Origin of the sequence: Pseudomonas wadenswilerensis (genome assembly GCF_900497695.1) — a bacterium.
Taxonomy (GTDB): Bacteria; Pseudomonadota; Gammaproteobacteria; order Pseudomonadales; family Pseudomonadaceae; genus Aquipseudomonas; species Aquipseudomonas wadenswilerensis.
Map to the genome: position 1 here is coordinate 340,296 of NZ_UIDD01000006.1, position 19,217 is coordinate 359,512.

Sequence of the window (19,217 nt, forward strand, 5' to 3'; positions counted from 1 at the left end):
AGGGTTCACTTCACCGTCTGCAGGCGCAGATCATTGTAGTAGAAGGTATTCTTGTCGATGCTGGCGCTGAAGAAGTAGCCGTAGTCTTCCAGGTAGAACAGGTGGTTGACGCGTTTATCCTCGTCACCCTGCACGCTGCAGTCCAGCGCCTTGGCGCTGCCGCTCAAGCTGGCGTTGAGGGTGCTGGCCGGCAGTTGCTGTTGCACCGTGCACTCGGTGATCTTCAGGTCCTTGCCGTACTGGCCGATCACGTTGTTGTTGGTCGCACCTTGCTGTGAATAGCTGAGCTTGCTGCCCACCGCCATGGTCTTCCAGTCTCCCTTGAAGCTCAGACTGGTCAGCGCGCTGCTTTCGCTCATGCCGGTGAAGTCGGTCTTGCTCACCAGCGGGATCAATCCGCGCCAGGTGATCTTTTGCGCCTCATAGCCCTTGCCGCGCAGGATCACCATCAGTTGCTGGCTATTGGCATCAACCGACAGGAACTGCTCCTCGCGCATGGGCGAGGTCTTGCCTTTTATGGTCGAGGTGCCGACTGCATCCAGGTACGTGAGCGGTTGCGCCGGCTTGGGCAGTTGCAGGCGCTCGAGGGCGACCATCACCGACGGGCTGACCGGCGGCAACACAGCCGTGACGATCGGTGCCTTGAAGCGCGGGCTGAATGGCGCCAGTTGCGCGACTTTATCCGGCGTGGCGCAGGCCAGGGCGAACAGCGCCTGGTAGTCGGCGTTGCTGTCGGCCACAGGCTCGGGCTTGGGCAGTGACGGGACCATGCCGTCGGTGACCCGGTTGTTGGCATCGACATCGTAGCCGGCCAGCAGGGTGTAGGTACCGGCGCTGCAGTTGAAGCGATGATGCTCACGCTTTTGCGCGTAGGGCGCGTTGTATGGCAGGTCGAGGAGGATGCTCGGCTGGTCGAAGGCGGCCCACAGGCTGACGTCGTTGCCCATCTTGTTGATGCTGTTGCGGTCGACCAGCACCCATGGCTCGCCATCTTCACCTTTAAGCTTGCGCCAGTCGGGCTTTGCTTGAGTCTTGCAGGCCCCGGCGAAGCTCGGGTTGTTCAGCAGGATGGCATGGAAGCGATCAGGCATCGGCTGCGGCGGGGCGTAGCCGCTGGGGTTCTTGAAGTAGGCGCGCTGGTCGGCGTCCAGGTACATGATCGCCACGTTCGGCTCAACGCAGGAGGCTTCGAGCTGGAAGCTGCGATCAGTCAAGCCGTTGTTGGCCGGTACGTTAACCTGGAAACTCAGCACATCGCCTTCACGAAACAGGCTGTAGGTCGACAGCGGCTGGGCGAGCATGGTGCCGATGTACTGGTCGAGGCTTTCCTTGGAGGGCGTCGCGCAGCCGGCGAGGGCGGCGGCGGACAGGGCGGTGAGGATCAGGCGTTGCACAACAGTCTCCGGTGAGTCCATTCAGGATGGCGGCATTGTAGCGAATCGTGCCGCCGGTGCCTTGGGCAATTCGCGTTTGTGCCGGGTCTTGTCGTAGGCATTGATGATGATGGCTGCGACCGCGTCATCGACGTTTTCACCCTGCAGGAAGGCATCGATCTGCCCGTAGCTGACACCATGTACCTGCTCGTCGGCCAGGCCCGGGCGCAGTTCTTCAAGGTCGGCGGTAGGCACCTTGTGCACCAGGTGTTCCGGCGCACCCAGCGCGGCGGCGATAGCCCGCACCTGGCCCTTGCACAGCCCGCTCAGGGGGGCCAGGTCGCAGGCGCCGTCGCCGAATTTGGTGAAGAAGCCCATCACCGCTTCGGCGGCATGGTCGGTGCCGATCACCAGGCCATTGCGGGCGTTGGCCAGGGTGTACTGGGCCAGCATGCGCAGGCGCGCCTTGACGTTGCCGAGGACGAAATCCCGTTGCCCGTCAGCGAGCTCGGCCAGTTGCGGCAGTTGCCCGGCAAGGCCGTTGACGCCGTCTGCAATGTTCACCGTGATGCACTCATCGGCGCCGACGAAGGCCAGTGCGGCCTGGGCATCGGGCTCGTCATGCTGGGTGTTGTGCGGCAGGCGCATGGCGATGAAGCGGTAGTCGCTGTCGGCCTGTTCGCTGCGCAATTGCTCGACCGCCAGCTGCGCCAGGCGCCCGGCGGTTGACGAGTCGACGCCGCCGCTGATGCCCAGCACCAACACCTTCAAGCGCGCATCGAGCAGGGTCTGCTTGATGAAATCGATGCGCTGGCGGATCTCGTTCTGTACTGCCGCGTTATCTGCGAAGGGCGCCACCACGCCCAGGGCCTTGGCAATCTCGATCTGGCGACTGTTCATGTGCTTCTCCTTTACTGGCCTTCAACCTTGAACACGTGCTTGAGGTAGCTGACGAAGTTCTCGTCACGGCATTGGGTCTTGCCTGGGCTGTCGGAGATCTTCGCCACCGGAGCGCCGTTGCAGGCGGTCATCTTGATCACGATGTTCATCGGCTCAACGCCGGGAATGTCGCAGGTCAGGTTGGTGCCGATGCCGAAGCTGACGTTGATTCGTGGGCTGAGCTCGCGGTACAGGTGCAGGGTCTTGGCGAAGTTCAGGCCATCGGAGAACACCAGGGTCTTGCTCTTCGGGTCGATGCCGAGTTTCTCGTAGTGGGCGATGGCCTTGTTGGCCCAGAGCAGCGGGTCCCCGGAGTCGTGGCGCAGGCCGTCGAACAGCTTGGCGAAGTACAGGTCGCAGTCCTTGAGAAAGGCGTCCATGCCGATGCAGTCGGTCAGGGCGATGCCGAGTAGCCCGCGGTATTCCTTGACCCAGCATTCCAGCGCGGCAACCTGGCTGTCGATCAGCCGCGGGCCCAGTTGCTGGTGGGCCATGAACCACTCGTGGGCCATGGTGCCGATCGGCTTGATGTCCAGTTCGCGCGCCAGGTGCACGTTGCTGGTGCCGACAAAACGCCCCGGGAAGTCCTGCTTGAGGGTGTGCACCACGTGCTCCTGGACCCGGTAGGAGAAGCGCCGACGGGTACCGAAATCAGCCAGTTGCAGGCCGGCCAGTTCCGCAGGCGACGCTTCGGCCTTGAGCCAGTCGAGTTTTTCGTACAGGCGCTCACCCACTTGTTCCATCACCACTTCACGGTAGCGGTAGCGGTTACGCACTTCGGAGACGATCGCCAGCAGCGGGATCTCGTAGAGGATCACGTGCAGCCAGGGCCCGCGCAGGCGGATCGCCAGTTGCCCGGCATCATCGACGCCAACGTGCACGTAGCGCAGGTTGAAGCGGAACAGGCTGAGGAAGCGGATGAAGTCCGGCTTGATGAAAGGGATGCGCCCCAGGTAAGCCAGCTGGTCCTGAGTGATCGAGACCTCGGCCAGCTGCTCGATCTGGTAGCGGATCTCGGCCAGGTACGGGGTCAGGTCTTCGCTGTTGCGGCAGCGGAATTCCCATTCCACCTCGGCGTTGGGGTAGTTGTGCAGCACCGCCTGCATCATGGTGATCTTGTAGAAGTCGGTGTCCAGCAGGTTCTGGATGATGCTTGGGCCGAAGACGCTCTCGCTCATGTTCATGCTCCCTTGAATGCGTTCAGTTGCTGGTCGAGGCTGGCGAGGTCGGCGCAGGCGATGATGCCCTGGCCGGTCATCTCGGCCATGGCCGCTGCGGCGCCCTGGGCGGAAATCGCCCGGCATGCCGGTTGGTAGAGAAACACCTGCAAGCCTGCGGCCTGCAGTTGCAGGGCGGTGTTCTTGACGCAGAAATCCAGGGCCAGGCCGCCGACAATCACGGCTTTGACCTCTTGCACCTTGAGGTACTCGATAACCCCGGTGGAGCGGCGGCTGGCCAGGTCGTGGTAGCAGGCGCCGTAGGGATGCAGGTCGGGTTCGATGCCTTTCCACACGAAGAAGTCGTAGTCGATCGGCGCAGGCAGGCCGGCCAGCAGCTCGAAGCCCGGCGTGCCCGGCACGCAGTGGCTGACCCAGGTCAGGTCGGCGTTGGCCATGTCCAGTGGCTGCAGCATCTCGGCGTGACTACCCACCACCCAGGCGGCTTTCGGCGTGTGGGCATCCTTGCTGCCGATGCGCAGGCTGGCGCGCTTGGCCATGGCGTTGAGTGCCGGGGCGATCTCGGCGCCGCCGGGGACTGGCAACTCGGAGGGGGCGTTGTCGGTGAAGCCGTTTTGGGCGTCGACATCGAAGCTGGCGATTTTCATGGGGTGGCTCCTGCACTGGGTGTGGACACATAATTCACTAGGTGTAATATGTATGTCAACCGCTTTTTCTTTTTCAGAAGCAACCACGGTGGATATAGTATGCATAGTGAAATATATGAGTCGGGCCCGGTGCGGTTTCGTCTGGCCGTGTACGGTGGTGCTTTCGACCCACCGCACCCCGGCCACCTGAGCGTGATCACCCGGGCGCTGGAGTGGGCCGATCAGGTGCTCGTGGTGCCCAGTTACCGGCATGCCCATGGCAAGCGCATGGTCGACTTCGACCTGCGTTGTCGTTGGTTGCAGCGGCTGATCGAGCGGCTCGGGAGCGAGCGGGTCAGTTGCTCGGCCGTGGAGCGTGAGCTGGGCGGCGAGGGCGGGGCGGTGTACAGCTATGACCTGCTGTGCGCGTTGAGCGAGCGCAGCGGTATTGCCCGCGCTGATATCGCCCTGGTCATCGGCGAGGATAACCAGGCCAATGTTGCTGGCTTCTATCGAGGCCGGGAACTGCTGGCAGACTTCGGCCTGCTGGTGGCCGAGGAGCAACTGGGCGTGCACAGCTCGGCGATTCGCGCCGGCCTGCGCAATGGCCAGGCGCTGCCGGCAGCCTGGTGCCTGCCCGACATCGTTGCAGAGTTTGAGGTGTATAGGAGTCCACAGTGAGTGCTGCAGAAGTACTGGCCAGCGTCGACATCGTCGCGTTGCGCCTGAACCCCGAGAGCAAGCAGCTGGAAGTGCTGCTGTACCGGCGCGATCGCGCGCCCCACGAAGGTGAGTGGGCGCTGCCGGGGGTGATCGTCAACGGCCGCACCCCGGACAATACCCTGGCGGCCGCGGCTGACCGGGCGATGAGCGAAAAGGCCCGGATCCTGCCGCGTCACCTGGAACAGGTGGGCACCGAGGGCAACGCCTTTCGCGACCCGCGTGGCTGGTCGATGAGTACCTACTACCTGGCCTTGCTCGGCCCGGAGGTCGAGGCCGGCACTGAGCAGCTGTGCTTTGTCGACGTCGCCAGCGTCATCGGGCGCAAGCGGGTGCTGCCGTTCGACCATAACCTGCTGGTGCAGCTGGCGTGCGAGCGCCTGGCGTCCAAGGCGGTGTATACCAACCTGCCGCTGTACCTGGCGCCCGAGCGCTTCACCGTGCTCGATGCACTCAACGCCGTGCAGGCCTGCCTCGGTCACCCGGTCAACAACACCTCCCTGCGCAAGCGCCTGGAGCGCATGAAGGACGAGGGCTGGATTCGCGACACCGGCGAAAAGAACTTCCCGAAAATGGGCCGGCCCCAGCAACTGTTCGAACACACGCCGAAAGCCGAGACGCCCTTCGTGTTTGACCGTAGTCTGTTGCCCGAGCGCTCGGGCACCTGAGCAAAACATAAAAAGGACTGCACATGCCGAACCTGGAATGGCTTGAACACCACATGCAGCACTGCGACACCTTCGCCGAGCGGCTGTATCGGCAGTTCAGCTATGAGTACGCCGATATTTCGCTGGAAGCATGGCGGCGAGAGTTCGCCGAGGGCCAGCGCAACGGTGACTGGCAATGCCTGGTTGCGCTCGATCAAGGACGCTTGCTCGGTGGCGCTGCGCTGGCCCGCGATGACCTGCCCGGGCGCCCGGAGCTAGGGCCCTGGCTTGCTTGTGTGCTGGTCGAGCCGCAGGCACGCGGGCAGGGCCTGGCGGAAAAACTGATTGAAGGGATTTGTCAGCGAGCCCGGGAGCGCGGCGTGGCCACCTTGTACCTGCACACCCATGACCAGAGCGCGTACTACGCCAAACGCGGCTGGAGCGTGCGCGAGCGGTTCGAGGCCTGGGGCAAGGAGCAGTGGTTGATGTCGCGGGAGCTACTCGGCCAGTAGGCCCTCGGGGTTGCCTTGCAACCCATCGCTGGCAAGGCCAGCTCCCACAGGTTTGCCGCTGTTCTCAGGAATGGTGCAGGGCCTGTGGGAGCTGGCTTGCCAGCGATGAGGCCTTCAAGTCAGCAGGTAGCGGCCCTGAGAGTCTTTGAGCGGTTGCGCAACCTTCAGCACCTGCTCGACCGCCCTCAGCTCCCGACCTTCCAGCTTGCGCCGGCCAAACGAATAGAAAGCCCCGCCCGGGTCGACATGCGCCGAGAACAGCCCGACAACCTCATCGCCTGTCACCTCGAGTATCAGCTCCATATGCGCTTCGAACGGCGTGCAGGCACTCAGGTAGGTCAGCCCCTCGACCACCGCGCAGGCACTCCAGCAGGCTTCCTCCAGGGCAAAGATCTGCGCCTCCTCGCCACCGACTTGCTGCAGTGCCCAGGCGCCCTGATCGTGGGGCAGGGACCTGAGCATTGGCAGTAGCCGCTCGCTGCCAAGGATGTCGAGTTCATAGGTGTCGCCCATGCAACTGAGCACGAGCGCCTTCAGCAGGTAGCTCAGGGCAATTTCCGAAGGCTGTTCGCTCCAGCCATTGACGGCGGACAGCGGCGGGCACCATAGCAGTTGCACGGTCTCGCCAGCCTGCACATTGTCGTGCCTATCGAACTGTGCCCAGGTCTTGTCGCCGGCTTTCGGCACAATGGCCTGCAGGTCGAGGGTCGGCGCGCTGTAGTCAATGCCGGGCACGTTGCGCCAGCTTGAGGGCCAGCAGGTTTTCAGCGGAGTAGGCATTGAGGGGGTTACCAAGGCTAGCGAATTGCTTGCGTTGTCAGGTTTTTACTAGGGTTCTCTATTTGGAGGGTTGAGGTAATGATGAGATCACTCGCGTTTAGCTCGATCTTTAACTCGCTCAAGACTGTATTGATTATTGCGTTGTCGTCGCCGCTTAAATTGGCTTGGGGTTTGCCTGAGATTATGCGCATGGTGTTAAGCATGCAGCTGCCTGTATGCAAGTAACGCTTGTAGATTTTGATAACTTCGTCGAATGTTTCGTGTGTTGCTTGGGTGTTTTTTATTTGACTTCTATAGCCATTAATTGCTTCTACCTGGACGCTGAGTGACTTGATTGCAAAGCGCTGGCTTTTGTTGAAACGCCTAAAAGATGTCTCGGTTGCGGGCTTCAGGAACTGACAGATTGTATCTCTAGGGACATAGTAGAATGGCTGGCCGATTTCGGGCTCTCCGTTTTTTAGTTTTTTTAGTGATATCAGCGCGGCGGCCATTTTCTTTAATCTTGCTTCAAGCTCGATTAGCTCATCGTCGAGCTCTAAGCTGAGGTTGTTAAAGATGGCCTTGGCCTTTGCCTTCTCTTTTCTGTTTTCTATTAGCGGTGTTGCCCATATACCTAATGCAAAGGTTGCAAGTGGGGCTATGTATTTAAAGTGTTCAAGCATTGTTGGGGCTCCGAAAAGTTTTATGATTTTCTGGGAGGTTAAGTTTTGGATATTAAGGCTGCGGTGATCGCGGCGCTAGCGCTGATGGCTGCGACTAGCATAGGAATAAAAATCTTCCAGCGTTCGGCATGCTTTCTTTCTCGATCATGGAGCTCGATTGCTACTTCTATTAATTTGTTAACTACAGAGGTGTCCAGCGGAGGTCTTACTTTTTTTCCGTTTTCTGTCGTGTGGGGGAGAATGTAGCGTGAAACTAGAGATACTCTATCAATAGCCCCCTGTTCTTCGCGAACACGGAAGAGTTCTGGGTGGTTTTTAGCAAGGTTGATCCACGAGTTTTCTGACTCCGGTTTTTCTTTTAATTCATCTTTCAAACCCGCTTCGCTACGACTAGTATTACGGTCGTAAGCCAAAACCTGTATCAGGGCTAGTACCTCACCTAAGCGTCCATTTTTTACATAGGAGGATTTTTTCTCAGGCATCGTTTTCTCTTTTTTAGTGTGCGGACTAATCGCTCTGGCAGGCGGTGAGTGGAGTGTTAGCGAAGTTTTCTTGTTAGGGTCAATTTTGCCCAAATACCGCCTTCTGCCAATGCTCCTCGCTAACAATCGCGATCCCGCCCCCAGCCTCTCTTATCTCCACAGCCTTCTTGATCTTCGTACCATAACTACTGTGCAGCCATTGCTCGTTCCCGACACTCCCCACCACCAGGAAGTGCACCTTTTTGCTCACCGAGCCGCCAATCAAGCCTCCGCGATCTAGCACGAGGGCCTCACACTCCTTACGTGGCCCATAGGCCATGGCGCCAGTAAAAAGGTACACCCTGTCTGGCCAGTCGAGGGCAGGTGCTGGATCATTAAGGGGGAGTGTGGTGGGCGCAGTAAAAGGGCGAGGACTATTACTGGGGGCGCCGGTAAATTGCTGGAGTATCTCCAACAATTCCGCCGACTCGTCGGCATCCAGAATTCCATCGCTGAGCATATTGGCCAGGCGTCGGTAGAGCAGGTTGATCACTGGATCATCCAGGTGTGCCAGATGATGCTCGATCCAGTTTTTTAGAAACTCAGCCTCTCGCTGGTTGATGGTGTTATCTGCAGTGAGCCCTGCGGCAATGCCGAGTAAGGCGTCCGCCGAGCGTCGGTCGATACGGGCCTGGTGGTAGAAACGACTGTTTTCGAATTCCTGATGCAAGTCGACCATGATGCAAGCTTCCTTACTCTTCGTTATCAACCTGTGAGTTGTAGTATTTGCTTTGCTCGGGTGTGAAAGTCACGACCATCCCTGTACGGCTGCAACTAATCGTCAGTTCCGCTGTGGTATCGATTTGCAGGTCGTCACCGCGTAAACCTTGCCAGTGAGCCAGATACTTGAGCGAGCCGAACTTCTCGAGTTTCTTCAAGGTGCGTTCGACACCACCTTTCCAGCCCAGCACGGGGAGCTCACCGGCGATGCAGCGCTGGGCAATGTCGGGATGTTTGAGGGCTCGTTCACGACCAGCCTCCCAGCAGCGGATCAGACCTTGGTCAGGGCCCTGCCAGGTATCGGACCAGCCGAGGGTGGGGCGTAGAGCTGCGTGGATGGGTCGATGGACAATCGTGTTCATTCAGCCTCCCTGGCTGGTGATAGTCGTATTGAGTTACGCAGTCCTGCTGATTGGATGCTACTAAGTGGCCAGTATTGATGTCCAGCCCAGAGAGTCGGGGCTTGATAGTTCATCGTTGGGTAGGTCTCTGGAGGTTGGACGCAGGATTTGTGGGAGCTGGCCTTGCCAGCGATGGGCCGCACCTGCGGCCCCAAAACCAGGCGCTTGCGTCCCCCTGGATTGTTACCTGGCTGCCTTGCGCTCCAAGGCTTGTGTCTCGATCCCATCAAGCAACGCATCCACCAGCCCCTTGGCCATCTCGACCGAGTGCAGTGTTGCCCAAATCATTCCGCGGGCGTCGGCATCAACCTTGTCGCATGCCTGCATGCCAGTGTCATGGGCGCAACGCAAATACATCGACGCATGCACCAACGCGTCATGCGCCTCGATACCGGCGCGTACAGAAAACAACGGGGGATGACCTGCAGCACAAGCCCCGAAAGGCGCGTCGGCAGTGTGAGGAAGGGCGCCGGCTGGCGGTGGATCAGGAACGATCTTGATCATGCTGCATCTCCTATATCAGCCAGGAAACTGCCAGCATCCGCTTGCACACGAATGGGTGGCAGCTGTGCGCAGGTGTGCAAGACCGAGGATATAGGACCCGGCAGACCCGAAGGCCTCCCACGCACAGCCACCATAAAACTATTCCTCGGACGCAAAGACGCGCCGGGAAGGTCTCAAGGTACTGATTGCTCCACATCGTTCGGGCTTGCACACCCGGTCGCTGAATTGGCAGCGACTGAAGGAGGGTAACGGGGTTGGGGTGGGTATTCAAGCGTGGTGTCGACCAGGGTTGATGCATTGTCTGTGGGAGCGGGCTTGACCCGCGATGTCGCCGTACAGCCAACACATCAGGTATTGCCTGAATTACGACCGCTACGCGCTCGATCGCTGGCAAGTCCAGCTCCCACAGGATTTGCGCTGCTCTCTAGATCAAGCACCCTGACGGCGCATGGTCAGAATTGCCGCACCAAAGAAGATAAACGTCGAGCCCACCACCCGGCTCACCCAGCGCGAGAACGCCGGCCGGGTCAGCACGCCTTTGGCCCGCGAGGCGAGGGCGGCGTACAGGCTCAGGGAGGTCAGCGACAAGCCCATGAAAATCGCGGTGAGGATCAGGAACTGCGGCAACAGCGCAGCGCTCTGGTCGATGAATTGCGGGAACAGGGCGGTAAAGAACATCGTTGCCTTGGGGTTGGTGGCGGCGGTGAGGAAGGCCGATTTGTACAGCTTCCAGCGTGAGGGCTTGACCGGTGCCTGGCCCCCTGCAACATCGCTTGCCAGCATCGGGCTCTTTTTCATCAACTGTTTGGCACCGAGGTAGAACAGGTAGCCGGCACCGAGGATCTTCACCGCGTTGAACAACCACTCGGAGCTGGCGAGCAGCGCGCCGAGGCCGAGCATGGCCGCCGCCGACAGGCAGAACAGCCCGCTGGCGTTACCCAGCGAGGACCACACCGCATAACGCGGCCCGTAGGCCAGGCTGTTGTTGATCGCCATCAAAGTAGCGGGGCCGGGGCTGGCGATGGCAATCGCGGCAACCAGGGTGAAGGCGAGAAGTGCGTGAAGATCCATTTTCAGGCTCTGGAGGGTTGGACAGGCGGTAAATGTAACAGGATCAGCCACCGCGCTGCTCGGCAAACCACTGCATCACCACCGCGCACGCCGGATGCCCGGCTCCTGCGGCCTGCAGGCACAACGAATACACCCCGCCGGTCTTCAGTGGCTGCCCGAACGGCACGATCAGCACGCCGCGATCAATCGATTCCGCGGCCAGGGTCAGGTCGGTCATCGCCACCCCCAAGCCTCGCGCCGCCGCATCCAGCGCCAATTCGTCGAGGTTGAACGGTATGTGCCGGTAATCCGCCAGCGCTTTGCCGCCCCGCGCCGCCAGCCACTGGCTCCAGGTCTGCTGGTCGGTGGAGCCATGCAGCAGTGCAAAGCGCACCAGGTCTGCCTCTGAATCCAACCCGAGGCCGGGCGTGCACACCGGCACCAGGGTTTCCTCGAACAGTGTCGAGCAGGCCGAATCACTGGAAGGCTCGGGCAGGTAAAGGATGTACGCATCACTGTCCGTGGCCGGTTCCACAATCTCGGTGGCCACCGTCTCGATCGACAACGAGATGTCCGGGTGCAAGCGGTAGAACTCGCTAAGCCTGGGTAGCAACCAGCGCACCGCCAGCGACACGTGCATGCGGATGCGGAACGGGCGCTGTTGCGGCGACAGGCGTTCTTCGAGGGTTTTCAGTTGCTCGAGAATACTCCGTGCGCTGGCCAGCACCTGTTCGCCCTCGGCAGTGAGCTGCAGGCTGCGGCTGCTGCGCACGAACATGGCTACGCCAAAATGACTCTCCAGCAGCTGGATCTTGCGGCTTACCGCGCTCTGGGTCAGGCACAGCTTATGCGCGGCCTGGGTGAAGCTGCCGGTATCGGCGACTTCGACCAGCGCCTGCAGGGCTTGCAGCGAAGGCAGGTGGCGAACTTTATCCATGCGTTTTTCGAATGCCCCGATGAATTTATAACGTTGGTTGTATCAGTAAAGACCTTTTAGATTCTGGCCATGGCAGCCGCCACCAGCATAAAACGTCCATGCGCTGTGTGCATACATGTCGAGAGGTGATGCATGAAAAACCAATGTGGCTGGATTGCCCTGGCGGGCAGTTCACCGGTACGCGCTCGCCTGAGCGGCGCGCAAAAAGCCGACTGGCTGGTGATCGGCGCGGGCATCACCGGGCTCAGTGCCGCCCATACCCTGGCTGAAATGCACCCGCAGGCGCGGGTTGTCGTGGTTGATCGCCAGCACGCCGCGCAAGGCGCGTCGGCACGCAACTCCGGTTTTGTCGTCGCTCATGAACACCCGGCTGACAACGAATTGCTTGGCCATGGGGGCTTTGCCGACTACGAAACCGATACCGCGATCGGCCAGGTCGCCAGCAACGAAGTGCGCCAGCGCATCGTGCGCCACGACATCGACTGCGAGTTTCGCGAAGACGGCTACTTTTTCGCGGTTAACGACCCGGACAAGCTCACCCATGTCGAAGCCAAGCTGGCGACCCTGCGTGCCGTCGGCGCCGAGGCGCAGTTCCTGCAAGGTGAGGTGCTCAAGCACAAGCTCGGCAGCAGCCATTACCAGGCAGCGATCTGGTGCGGCAACGGCAACGCCTTGCTGCAACCGGCCAAGTACGTGAAGGGCTTGCTCGATGCACTGCCAGCCAGTGTCACGCTGTATGAAAACACCGATATCAACAGCCTTGAGCGCCTCGATCAGGGCCGTGTGCGCGCCAACAGTGCCGATGGCAGCATCGAGGCTAAACAGGTACTGGTGTGCCTGAACGCCTTTGTTCCACGGGCCGGCATCGACACCAGTGGCACCTTCGCGATGGAATTGAGCGCCAGCCTCACCCGACCGATGACCGACGCCGAGTTCAGCGCCATCGGCAACGTCGAGCCGTGGGGCGTGCTCTCGACCCGGCCACTGGGCGCCACAGTACGGCTGACCCCGGACCGCCGGGTGATGATCCGCAACACCGCCGAATACCGCGCGCGGGACCTTGGCCCGAGTGAACTGCAGCAACGTCAGCAGCATCATCTGCGGGGCTTGCAGCGACGTTTTCCGTGGTTCAGCGCACAAGACATCCAGTTCACCTGGACCGGCCACCTCAGCGCCTCGCGCTCCGGCCAGCCGTACTTCGCCAAGGTCGAAGAAGGCGTGTTTGCCGTGGCCGGCTGCAATGGCTCCGGGGTTGCCCGCGGCACCTTGTGGGGGCGTCTGCTGGCAGAGCTTGCCAGCGGGGCGAGCTCGCCGCTGCTGACCTCGGTCATGGCCCGGGCGCAACCCGGCTGGTTGCCCCCCAAGCCGCTGCTCGATATCGGTGCCATGCTGCGGATGCGTGTGGAAGCGCTGCGAGCCAGGACTGAAATCTAGAACACCGTCTATCCCAACAAGAACAAAGCTCCTTTGAAAGGTGAATGATCATGCAATTCAAAACGCTGCCCCTGGTTGCCTTGCTCGCGACGTTTTCCGCCGCTTCATACGCTGTCGAAGCAGTGAACATCTCCAACTGGAACGGCTACATCGCCGACGACACCTTGCCCAGCTTCACCAAGGCCACCGGCATCAAGGCGACCTACGACATTCACGACAGCAACGAAGTGCTCGAATCCAAGCTGATGACCGGCAACACCGGCTATGACGTGGTCAGCCCCTCCAACCACTTCATGTCACGGCTGATCAAGGCCGGGGCGATCCAGCCCCTGGACAGGAGCCAGTTGCCCAACTGGAAGAACCTCGACCCGCTGTTGATGAAAAAGCTCGAGGTCAACGACCCCGGCAACCAGTACGGTTTTCCGTACATGTGGGGCACCGCCGGCATCGGCTACAACGTCGAGAAGATCAAGGCAATTTTCGGCAGCACCGACGTCACCCGTTCGTGGAACCTGTTCTTCGACGAAGAGAACATCAAGAAGCTCAGCCAGTGCGGCGTGGCGATCATCGACAACCCGACGCAGATCCTGCCGATCACCCTCAACTACCTGGGCCTGCCGCACCACAGTCATACGCCTGCGGACTACAAGCAGGCCGAGCAGGCACTGCTGAAGATCCGTCCTTATGTGCAGTACTTCCATGCCTCCAAGTACATCAGCGACCTGGCCAACGGTAACGTTTGCGCGGTGATCGGTTTCAACGGCGACGTGGTCCAGGCTGCGGCCAGCGCCAGGGAGGCCAACAACGGCATCGATATCGCCTACTCGATCCCGGAGGAGGGCTCGACCCTGTGGATGGACATGCTGGTCATTCCCAAAAACGCGCCCCACGAGAAGAACGCCTACGCCTACCTCAACTACCTGCTCAGCCCTGAAGTGATCGCCAACATCAGCAACAGCATCCACTACGCTAACCCCAACAGCGCTGCGGATCAGTTCCTCACGCCTGCGGTGAAGCAGGATGCGGCGATTTATCCGTCGAAGGACGTGCTGGAAAAACTCTTCACCGTCGAAGACCTGCCACCGGCCATCGCCCGCCTGAGCACGCGGCTGTGGACCAAGCTCAAGTCCAACACCTGAGTGCCGGTGCTGCGAGGGGCGGGTGTCGTCCCTCGACCCGCGCTGTCTTGAGTACCCTGCGCCGACCAATGGTGTTTTTATGTCACCCAGGTCGTTTGACAGGGTATTCGCCGTAGCTATGATCCAGAAAAAGCCCATGAGCAGGGAGCACAGGGCATGAGCACGGTTTCAGTAGTGCCGATAATCGATATATCGGAAAGCATGAGCCAATACGGTCACGTCGAGCAGGCGCTGATCGATACCCAGGCGTTCCTGCGTTTGCTCAAGGCGGGTGACAAGCTGGCCGTGGTGGCCTGTGATCACAAGGCGCGCACGGTGTTCACCGGCAACGGTGGCCTGGCCACGGTCGACCCGCTGCTCAATATCACCGCCAGTGCCGCCACCGCGGTGGCCGGGTTGGCTTTTGACGGCCTGTCCAGCGCCCTCGGCCTGGGTTTGCAGCACAGCCGCAGTTTTCTCGATTCGTCCAGGTTGTCGCGTGCCTGCGTGCTCTTGAGCGACGGCCAGCACAATGACGGGCCGTCACCGCTGGAGGTGCTGCCGATCTATCCGGTGATGGCCTGCGCCCTGGGCCCCCAGGCCGATCAGCACCTGCTCCAGCAGATTGCCCAGCGCACCGGCGGGCGCTACTTCTATGCGCCCCGCGCGGTGGACCTGATGAAGGTCTACAACCAGATCCGCGCAACCAGCGCCAATGCAGCGCTATTGACCAACCAGCTCAACGACATCGCCCAGCATGGCTACCAGTTGATTCCGCTGGTCATCGGCCAGCGTCCGGGTGCGGCGCAGTTGTCGCTGGTGTGGTCGAGTCGCGAGGTGAGCTATACCAGTGGCAGCCCGCGGGGCAATCAGCTGTCGGTGACTCTGGTCGACCCCAGTGGCGTCACCAGCCCGCTGGCGCCGAGTATCATCGGCGCCGGTTTTGTCATCTTCAATCTTCCCCACCCGGAACCGGGGCAGTGGTACCTGCAGGTCGAGTTCGCCGGCAGCGGGCAATCGATCAGTTGCACGGCCGGGGCGTTGCAGCACTCGGTGACGGCACGCAGCGGGCCTGCCAACATTCGCCTGGGCGTCGAAATGGCCGCGCGCCACGCGGTTGGCCAGCCGCTGGCACTCACGGCGCACCTGCAGGCCGGTGGCGAGGTGATCAGCAATGTCCGCGCCCATGCCATCGTGCAGGGGCCGACCCTCAGCCTGGCTGACGCCCTGGTCAAATACCACGATCAACTCCGCACGGTGCAGGCGCTGCCGTTCGACCGTGCCACCGGCATTGCCGAGCCCCTGGCCAGGCTCGCCGCGTTGCGCCATACGCTATTGCCGGAGCTGGACATCCTCGCCCACCAGCAGCGCGTGGTGCACCTGGGGGCCGCTGCCGGTCAGCTCGGTACCTGGCTCGACACCCCGGTGCCGGGTTCATACAGCGTGCAGGTGGTGGTCAGCGGCGACAGCCAGGCCTCGGGTCCGTTTCAGCGTTGTGAGCTGGCCAGTGTGCTGGTCACTGCGGATTAATTTGTCGCGCCTGTCGTTCGTTCTCTAGAAAGCCACCGTACGCCACCGGCGTGACGGGCCCAATCAATCCAGGAGACAGGCAATGACATCCGTATTCGACCGCGAAGACATCGTGTTCCAGGTAGTGGTCAACCACGAAGAGCAGTATTCCATCTGGCCCGACTACAAGGCGATCCCGGCGGGCTGGCGCACGGTTGGCAAAAGCGGCCTGAAGAAGGAGTGCCTGGCGTATATCGACGAAGTCTGGACCGACATGCGCCCCTTGAGCCTGCGCCAGAAGATGGCCGAAACCGCTGCGACGCAGTAAGGGGCGCGCGTGTCTGCATTGACCCTGCTGTGCCTGCCGTACTCCGGTGCCAGTGCCATGGTCTACAGCCGCTGGCGGCGCAAGCTGCCGGCCTGGTTGAGCGTGCGCCCGGTGGAGCTGCCCGGGCGCGGTGCGCGCCTGGGCGAGCCGTTATTGACTGACATGCAGGTGCTGGCCCGCCAGTTGGCCAGCGAGCAGCGTCTGGCAGCCAGTCAGCCCTATGCCTTGCTCGGCCACAGCCTGGGGGCCTTGCTTGCCTTCGAGCTGGCCCACGAGCTGCAGGCGCTGGGCTGCCCGCCGCCGGTGGCGCTGTTTGCCTGCGGCACGGCCGCGCCAACCCGGCGTGAAGACTATGACGGCGGCAACTGGCGTGAGCCCAAGAGCGATGAGGTGCTGATCGACGAGCTGCGCAAGCTGCAGGGTACGCCGGAAGAGGTGCTGGCCAACCAGGAGCTGATGAGCCTGACCCTGCCGGTGCTGCGCGCCGACTTTCTGCTGTGCGGGCGTTATGTCTATCGTCAGCGTCCGCCCCTGCATTGCCCCTTGCATGTATTGGGCGGGGAAGACGACAAAGCCAGCGAGGCGCAATTGCTGGCCTGGCGTCAGGAGAGTGTCGGCGACTTCTCGCTGGAGGTATTCCCAGGGGGACACTTCTTCATCCATGAGCATGAAGAGCGCGTCCTCGGCGTGCTCAGCGCGGCCCTGGAACCCCATCGCCTGTCGGCTTGAACATTGACGCAGCGACGGTGAATGGGCGAGCCTTGAGGTTTACCCGGAACACAGGTGCACGCGATGTTGATCAAGCCGAACCAGGCCAGCTTGCTGGTCATCGATGTTCAGGAAAAACTCATTGGCGCGGTGAGCGACCCGGCCGGCACCCTGGCGCGCACCCGTTGGTTGTTGGCAGCGACCGCCACCCTGGGGTTGCCGACGGTGTTTTCCGAGCAGTATCCCAAGGGCCTGGGGCCGACCGTGGCCGAACTCAAGGAAGCTTCGCCAGGTGCCCAGGTGGTGGAGAAGCTGCACTTCTCCTGCGTCGCTGCCGAGTGCCTGCCCGCATCGCTGCTGGCTCGCGAGCAGGTGGTTGTGTGCGGCATGGAAACCCACATCTGCGTGCTGCAAACCGTGCTCGGCCTGCTGGCACTGGGCAAGCAGGTATTCGTGGTCGAGGATGCCTGCGATTGTCGCGGGGCCCACAATCGCGACGCCGCCATTGCCCGCATGCGCGCGGCTGGGGCGCAGATCGTCACCCGCGAGATGGTGGTGTTCGAACTGATGGGCAGCTCGGCCCATGAGCAGTTCCGTCATATCAGCAAGACCTACATGGTGGGCGAGCAGCCGTAAGCGTCGAACTGAGACGCTGGCCAGTGGTGTTGCGCGCGGCGCTGCATTAAAGTGCGCGGCACTTGATTGCTTACAGGATGTTCAGATGAAATCGCGTGCACTGCTGACTATCGGCTCGACCCTGGCCCTGGCTTGCCTGCCGATGATCGCCCAGGCCAACGCCACTGTTGCCCAGGTCTTCAATGGTGAAATGCTCGGCACCAACCTCAAGTATTTCGAATCGGTCGTAGGCGTCGCCCGCACCAGCTTCGGCGACAAGCACACCTACAAGGTGCAGGGCTGCGAAATCACTGCCGACGCAACCGGCGGCAGCATCAACGACCTGCGCCTGGAGCTGTCGCCGACCTGCAAGGCCGACCTCGGCTCGTTCATCGGCACCTTCGCCCCGCCCGCCAACCAGCCGCTGACCTTTGCCGCCCTGCATGAGTCCACCGGTGGCCCGCTGGAGTTCTATGCCGACTGTCTGGAAATGTGTGGCAACGCCGCCGATCCGTCGGTGTATGCCCTGTGGGAAGGGCCCCGTGCGGTCGGCTTCACTCAGGTCCTGGTCGAAGCCATACTCATCGATGATGAGGCCATTGCTGCCTCGCAAAAATGGGCGGACGAAATGAAGAAGCGCAAGGGCGATGACTTTGTCATCGACAACAAATACAACTGCGAACGCAGCTTCGACCCGGTCGCCCTGCAGAGCTTCAAGCCGGTGGCCATCACCGCCGTGACCCTTGGTACGCAACTGACCAAACCAGGCTGCTGATTGCAGTCGTGGCCGCCCGCCGCTACTGTGCAGCTATTGCCAGACGCGGCGGGAGAGCCCATGCAATTACCCGGTTGGCTGGTTGTTATCAGCGTGGCGTTGGCCGTTCAGGGCTGCGTCACCCAGCGTGAAGCGCCTGAGCAGGCCCCGGCCAAGGTGCGCGCCCAGATCGTGCGCCTGCTGCCGGCCACCGCCAAGGACCGCGAAGGCTGGGCGCGGGATATCCAGAGCGCCTTTGCCGCGCAGAAGATCACCGCCAGCAAGAGCAACCTGTGCGCAGTGCTGGCGGTCACCGAACAGGAGTCGACCTTCCAGGCCGACCCGAAAGTACCGGGTCTGGGCCGCATCGCCCGGCAAGAGATCGACCGCCGCGCCGCCAGCCTGCATATCCCCAACCTGCTGATCGACGCCACCCTGCAAACCCGCTCGCCGACCGGCAAGACCTATGGCCAGCGGCTGGATGCGGTGCGCAGCGAAAAAGAGCTCAGCGACCTGTTCGATGAATTGATCGGTGCCTTGCCCATGGGCAAGACCCTGCTCGGCGGCTTGAACCCGGTGCGCACCGGCGGGCCGATGCAGGTCAGCATCGACTTTGCCGAACAGCATGCCCAGGACTATCCCTATCCCTATGGCGGCACCATCCGCCAGGAAGTCTTCAGTCGGCGCGGCGGCATGTACTTCGGCATCGCCCACCTGCTCGGTTACCCCACCCACTATGATCGCCAGCTCTATCGCTTTGGTGACTTCAATGCCGGTTGGTACGCCAGCCGCAACGCGGCATTCCAGAGTGCCTTGAGCAGGGCCACGGGCGTGGCGCTGGCGCTGGACGGCGACCTGATCGCGCCGGGGGCGATCATGCCCGGTACCACCGAGCAGGCGGCAAGGCGCCTGGGGCTGAAGCTGGATTTGCGCAATGTCAGCATCCGCAACCAGCTGGAGAAGGGCGACAGCCTGGAGTTTGAAGACACCCGCTTGTACAAGGGCGTTTATGCCCTGGCCGATGGCGCGGCGGGCAAGGCCGTGGCACGGGCGCAGCTGCCGGGGATCGAGCTGAAAAGCCCGAAGATCACCCGCAAACTGACCACGGCCTGGTTTGCCAAACGGGTGGATGAGCGCTATCAGCGCTGTATGAAGCGATGAGTCGGTGGTGAAGCTATCGC

At 61.5% G+C, this 19,217-nt stretch carries 23 protein-coding genes; 11 read left to right on the plus strand and 12 right to left on the minus strand.

Annotated elements, in window-relative coordinates:
- Positions 1-5 precede the first annotated feature (5 nt).
- From CCOS864_RS10425 to CCOS864_RS10440, 4 genes are read right to left on the minus strand one after another with little or no spacing between them, the layout of a single operon-like run.
- On the minus strand, positions 6-1,394 hold the full coding sequence (locus tag CCOS864_RS10425) for a hypothetical protein (RefSeq protein WP_115086217.1): 1,389 nt from the start codon (positions 1,392-1,394) through the stop codon (positions 6-8).
- Positions 1,395-1,415: 21 nt separating this feature from the next.
- Positions 1,416-2,273: an ammonia-dependent NAD(+) synthetase gene (nadE, locus tag CCOS864_RS10430; protein WP_115086218.1), complete on the minus strand. Its 858-nt coding sequence runs from the start codon at positions 2,271-2,273 to the stop codon at positions 1,416-1,418.
- Positions 2,274-2,284: 11 nt separating this feature from the next.
- Positions 2,285-3,490: a nicotinate phosphoribosyltransferase gene (pncB, locus tag CCOS864_RS10435; protein ID WP_010222497.1), complete on the minus strand. Its 1,206-nt coding sequence runs from the start codon at positions 3,488-3,490 to the stop codon at positions 2,285-2,287.
- Positions 3,491-3,492: 2 nt separating this feature from the next.
- On the minus strand, positions 3,493-4,137 hold the full coding sequence (locus CCOS864_RS10440; RefSeq protein WP_115086219.1) for an isochorismatase family protein: 645 nt from the start codon (positions 4,135-4,137) through the stop codon (positions 3,493-3,495).
- Between the two features lie 99 nt (positions 4,138-4,236).
- On the opposite strand from CCOS864_RS10440, the gene CCOS864_RS10445 reads away from it, so the two are divergent.
- Genes CCOS864_RS10445 through CCOS864_RS10455 form a run of 3 tightly spaced genes read left to right on the plus strand, consistent with a single transcriptional unit; the run spans position 4,237 to position 5,995 of the window.
- On the plus strand, positions 4,237-4,797 hold the full coding sequence (locus CCOS864_RS10445; protein WP_115086220.1) for an adenylyltransferase/cytidyltransferase family protein: 561 nt from the start codon (positions 4,237-4,239) through the stop codon (positions 4,795-4,797).
- Positions 4,794-5,504, plus strand: a complete 711-nt coding sequence (locus CCOS864_RS10450; RefSeq protein ID WP_115086221.1) for an NrtR DNA-binding winged helix domain-containing protein — start codon at positions 4,794-4,796, stop codon at positions 5,502-5,504. Before CCOS864_RS10445 ends, CCOS864_RS10450 begins: the two co-directional genes overlap by 4 nt.
- Before the next feature lie 23 nt (positions 5,505-5,527).
- Positions 5,528-5,995 (plus strand): GNAT family N-acetyltransferase, encoded by a 468-nt coding sequence (locus CCOS864_RS10455; RefSeq protein WP_010222493.1) that lies wholly within the window; start codon positions 5,528-5,530, stop codon positions 5,993-5,995.
- A gap of 114 nt (positions 5,996-6,109) precedes the next feature.
- Here CCOS864_RS10455 and CCOS864_RS10460 read toward each other — a convergent pair whose 3' ends face one another.
- From CCOS864_RS10460 to CCOS864_RS10495, 8 genes are all read right to left on the minus strand, one after another.
- Positions 6,110-6,775: a hypothetical protein gene (locus tag CCOS864_RS10460; protein WP_244211897.1), complete on the minus strand. Its 666-nt coding sequence runs from the start codon at positions 6,773-6,775 to the stop codon at positions 6,110-6,112.
- Between the two features lie 17 nt (positions 6,776-6,792).
- On the minus strand, positions 6,793-7,437 hold the full coding sequence (locus CCOS864_RS10465; RefSeq protein WP_115086222.1) for a hypothetical protein: 645 nt from the start codon (positions 7,435-7,437) through the stop codon (positions 6,793-6,795).
- Positions 7,438-7,475: 38 nt separating this feature from the next.
- The gene (locus CCOS864_RS10470; protein WP_115086223.1) at positions 7,476-7,919 is read right to left on the minus strand and encodes a hypothetical protein; all 444 of its coding nucleotides are present in this window, start codon (positions 7,917-7,919) and stop codon (positions 7,476-7,478) included.
- A 79-nt stretch (positions 7,920-7,998) separates the two neighbouring features.
- Positions 7,999-8,637 carry a BRCT domain-containing protein gene (locus CCOS864_RS10475; protein ID WP_115086224.1) on the minus strand — a complete coding sequence of 213 codons (639 nt, stop codon included), beginning with the start codon at positions 8,635-8,637 and terminating at the stop codon, positions 7,999-8,001.
- Between the two features lie 13 nt (positions 8,638-8,650).
- On the minus strand, positions 8,651-9,040 hold the full coding sequence (locus tag CCOS864_RS10480) for a hypothetical protein (protein ID WP_115086225.1): 390 nt from the start codon (positions 9,038-9,040) through the stop codon (positions 8,651-8,653).
- Positions 9,041-9,262: 222 nt separating this feature from the next.
- The gene (locus tag CCOS864_RS10485) at positions 9,263-9,583 is read right to left on the minus strand and encodes a DUF6124 family protein (protein WP_115086226.1); all 321 of its coding nucleotides are present in this window, start codon (positions 9,581-9,583) and stop codon (positions 9,263-9,265) included.
- Positions 9,584-10,012: 429 nt separating this feature from the next.
- On the minus strand, positions 10,013-10,654 hold the full coding sequence (locus CCOS864_RS10490; RefSeq protein ID WP_115086227.1) for a LysE family translocator: 642 nt from the start codon (positions 10,652-10,654) through the stop codon (positions 10,013-10,015).
- Between the two features lie 43 nt (positions 10,655-10,697).
- Entirely contained in the window at positions 10,698-11,570 is an 873-nt protein-coding gene (locus tag CCOS864_RS10495; protein ID WP_115086228.1) for a LysR substrate-binding domain-containing protein, read from the minus strand.
- Positions 11,571-11,702: 132 nt separating this feature from the next.
- On the opposite strand from CCOS864_RS10495, the gene CCOS864_RS10500 reads away from it, so the two are divergent.
- The 8 genes from CCOS864_RS10500 (at position 11,703) to CCOS864_RS10535 (ending at position 19,197) form a co-directional block, all read left to right on the plus strand.
- Entirely contained in the window at positions 11,703-13,004 is a 1,302-nt protein-coding gene (locus tag CCOS864_RS10500) for an NAD(P)/FAD-dependent oxidoreductase (RefSeq protein WP_115086229.1), read from the plus strand.
- A 50-nt stretch (positions 13,005-13,054) separates the two neighbouring features.
- On the plus strand, positions 13,055-14,143 hold the full coding sequence (locus tag CCOS864_RS10505) for a polyamine ABC transporter substrate-binding protein (protein ID WP_115086356.1): 1,089 nt from the start codon (positions 13,055-13,057) through the stop codon (positions 14,141-14,143).
- Positions 14,144-14,299: 156 nt separating this feature from the next.
- Positions 14,300-15,652: a vWA domain-containing protein gene (locus CCOS864_RS10510; RefSeq protein ID WP_115086230.1), complete on the plus strand. Its 1,353-nt coding sequence runs from the start codon at positions 14,300-14,302 to the stop codon at positions 15,650-15,652.
- Between the two features lie 82 nt (positions 15,653-15,734).
- Positions 15,735-15,959: an MbtH family protein gene (locus tag CCOS864_RS10515; protein ID WP_115086231.1), complete on the plus strand. Its 225-nt coding sequence runs from the start codon at positions 15,735-15,737 to the stop codon at positions 15,957-15,959.
- 9 nt (positions 15,960-15,968) lie between these two features.
- Positions 15,969-16,688 (plus strand): thioesterase II family protein, encoded by a 720-nt coding sequence (locus tag CCOS864_RS10520; RefSeq protein ID WP_115086232.1) that lies wholly within the window; start codon positions 15,969-15,971, stop codon positions 16,686-16,688.
- A 63-nt stretch (positions 16,689-16,751) separates the two neighbouring features.
- A complete protein-coding gene (locus CCOS864_RS10525) occupies positions 16,752-17,303 on the plus strand; it encodes a hydrolase (RefSeq protein ID WP_115086233.1) in 552 nt (183 codons plus the stop codon).
- 85 nt (positions 17,304-17,388) lie between these two features.
- Positions 17,389-18,057: a hypothetical protein gene (locus CCOS864_RS10530; protein ID WP_115086234.1), complete on the plus strand. Its 669-nt coding sequence runs from the start codon at positions 17,389-17,391 to the stop codon at positions 18,055-18,057.
- Positions 18,058-18,117: 60 nt separating this feature from the next.
- Positions 18,118-19,197, plus strand: a complete 1,080-nt coding sequence (locus CCOS864_RS10535; protein WP_166675666.1) for a DUF1615 domain-containing protein — start codon at positions 18,118-18,120, stop codon at positions 19,195-19,197.
- The last annotated feature ends 20 nt before the right edge of the window (positions 19,198-19,217 follow it).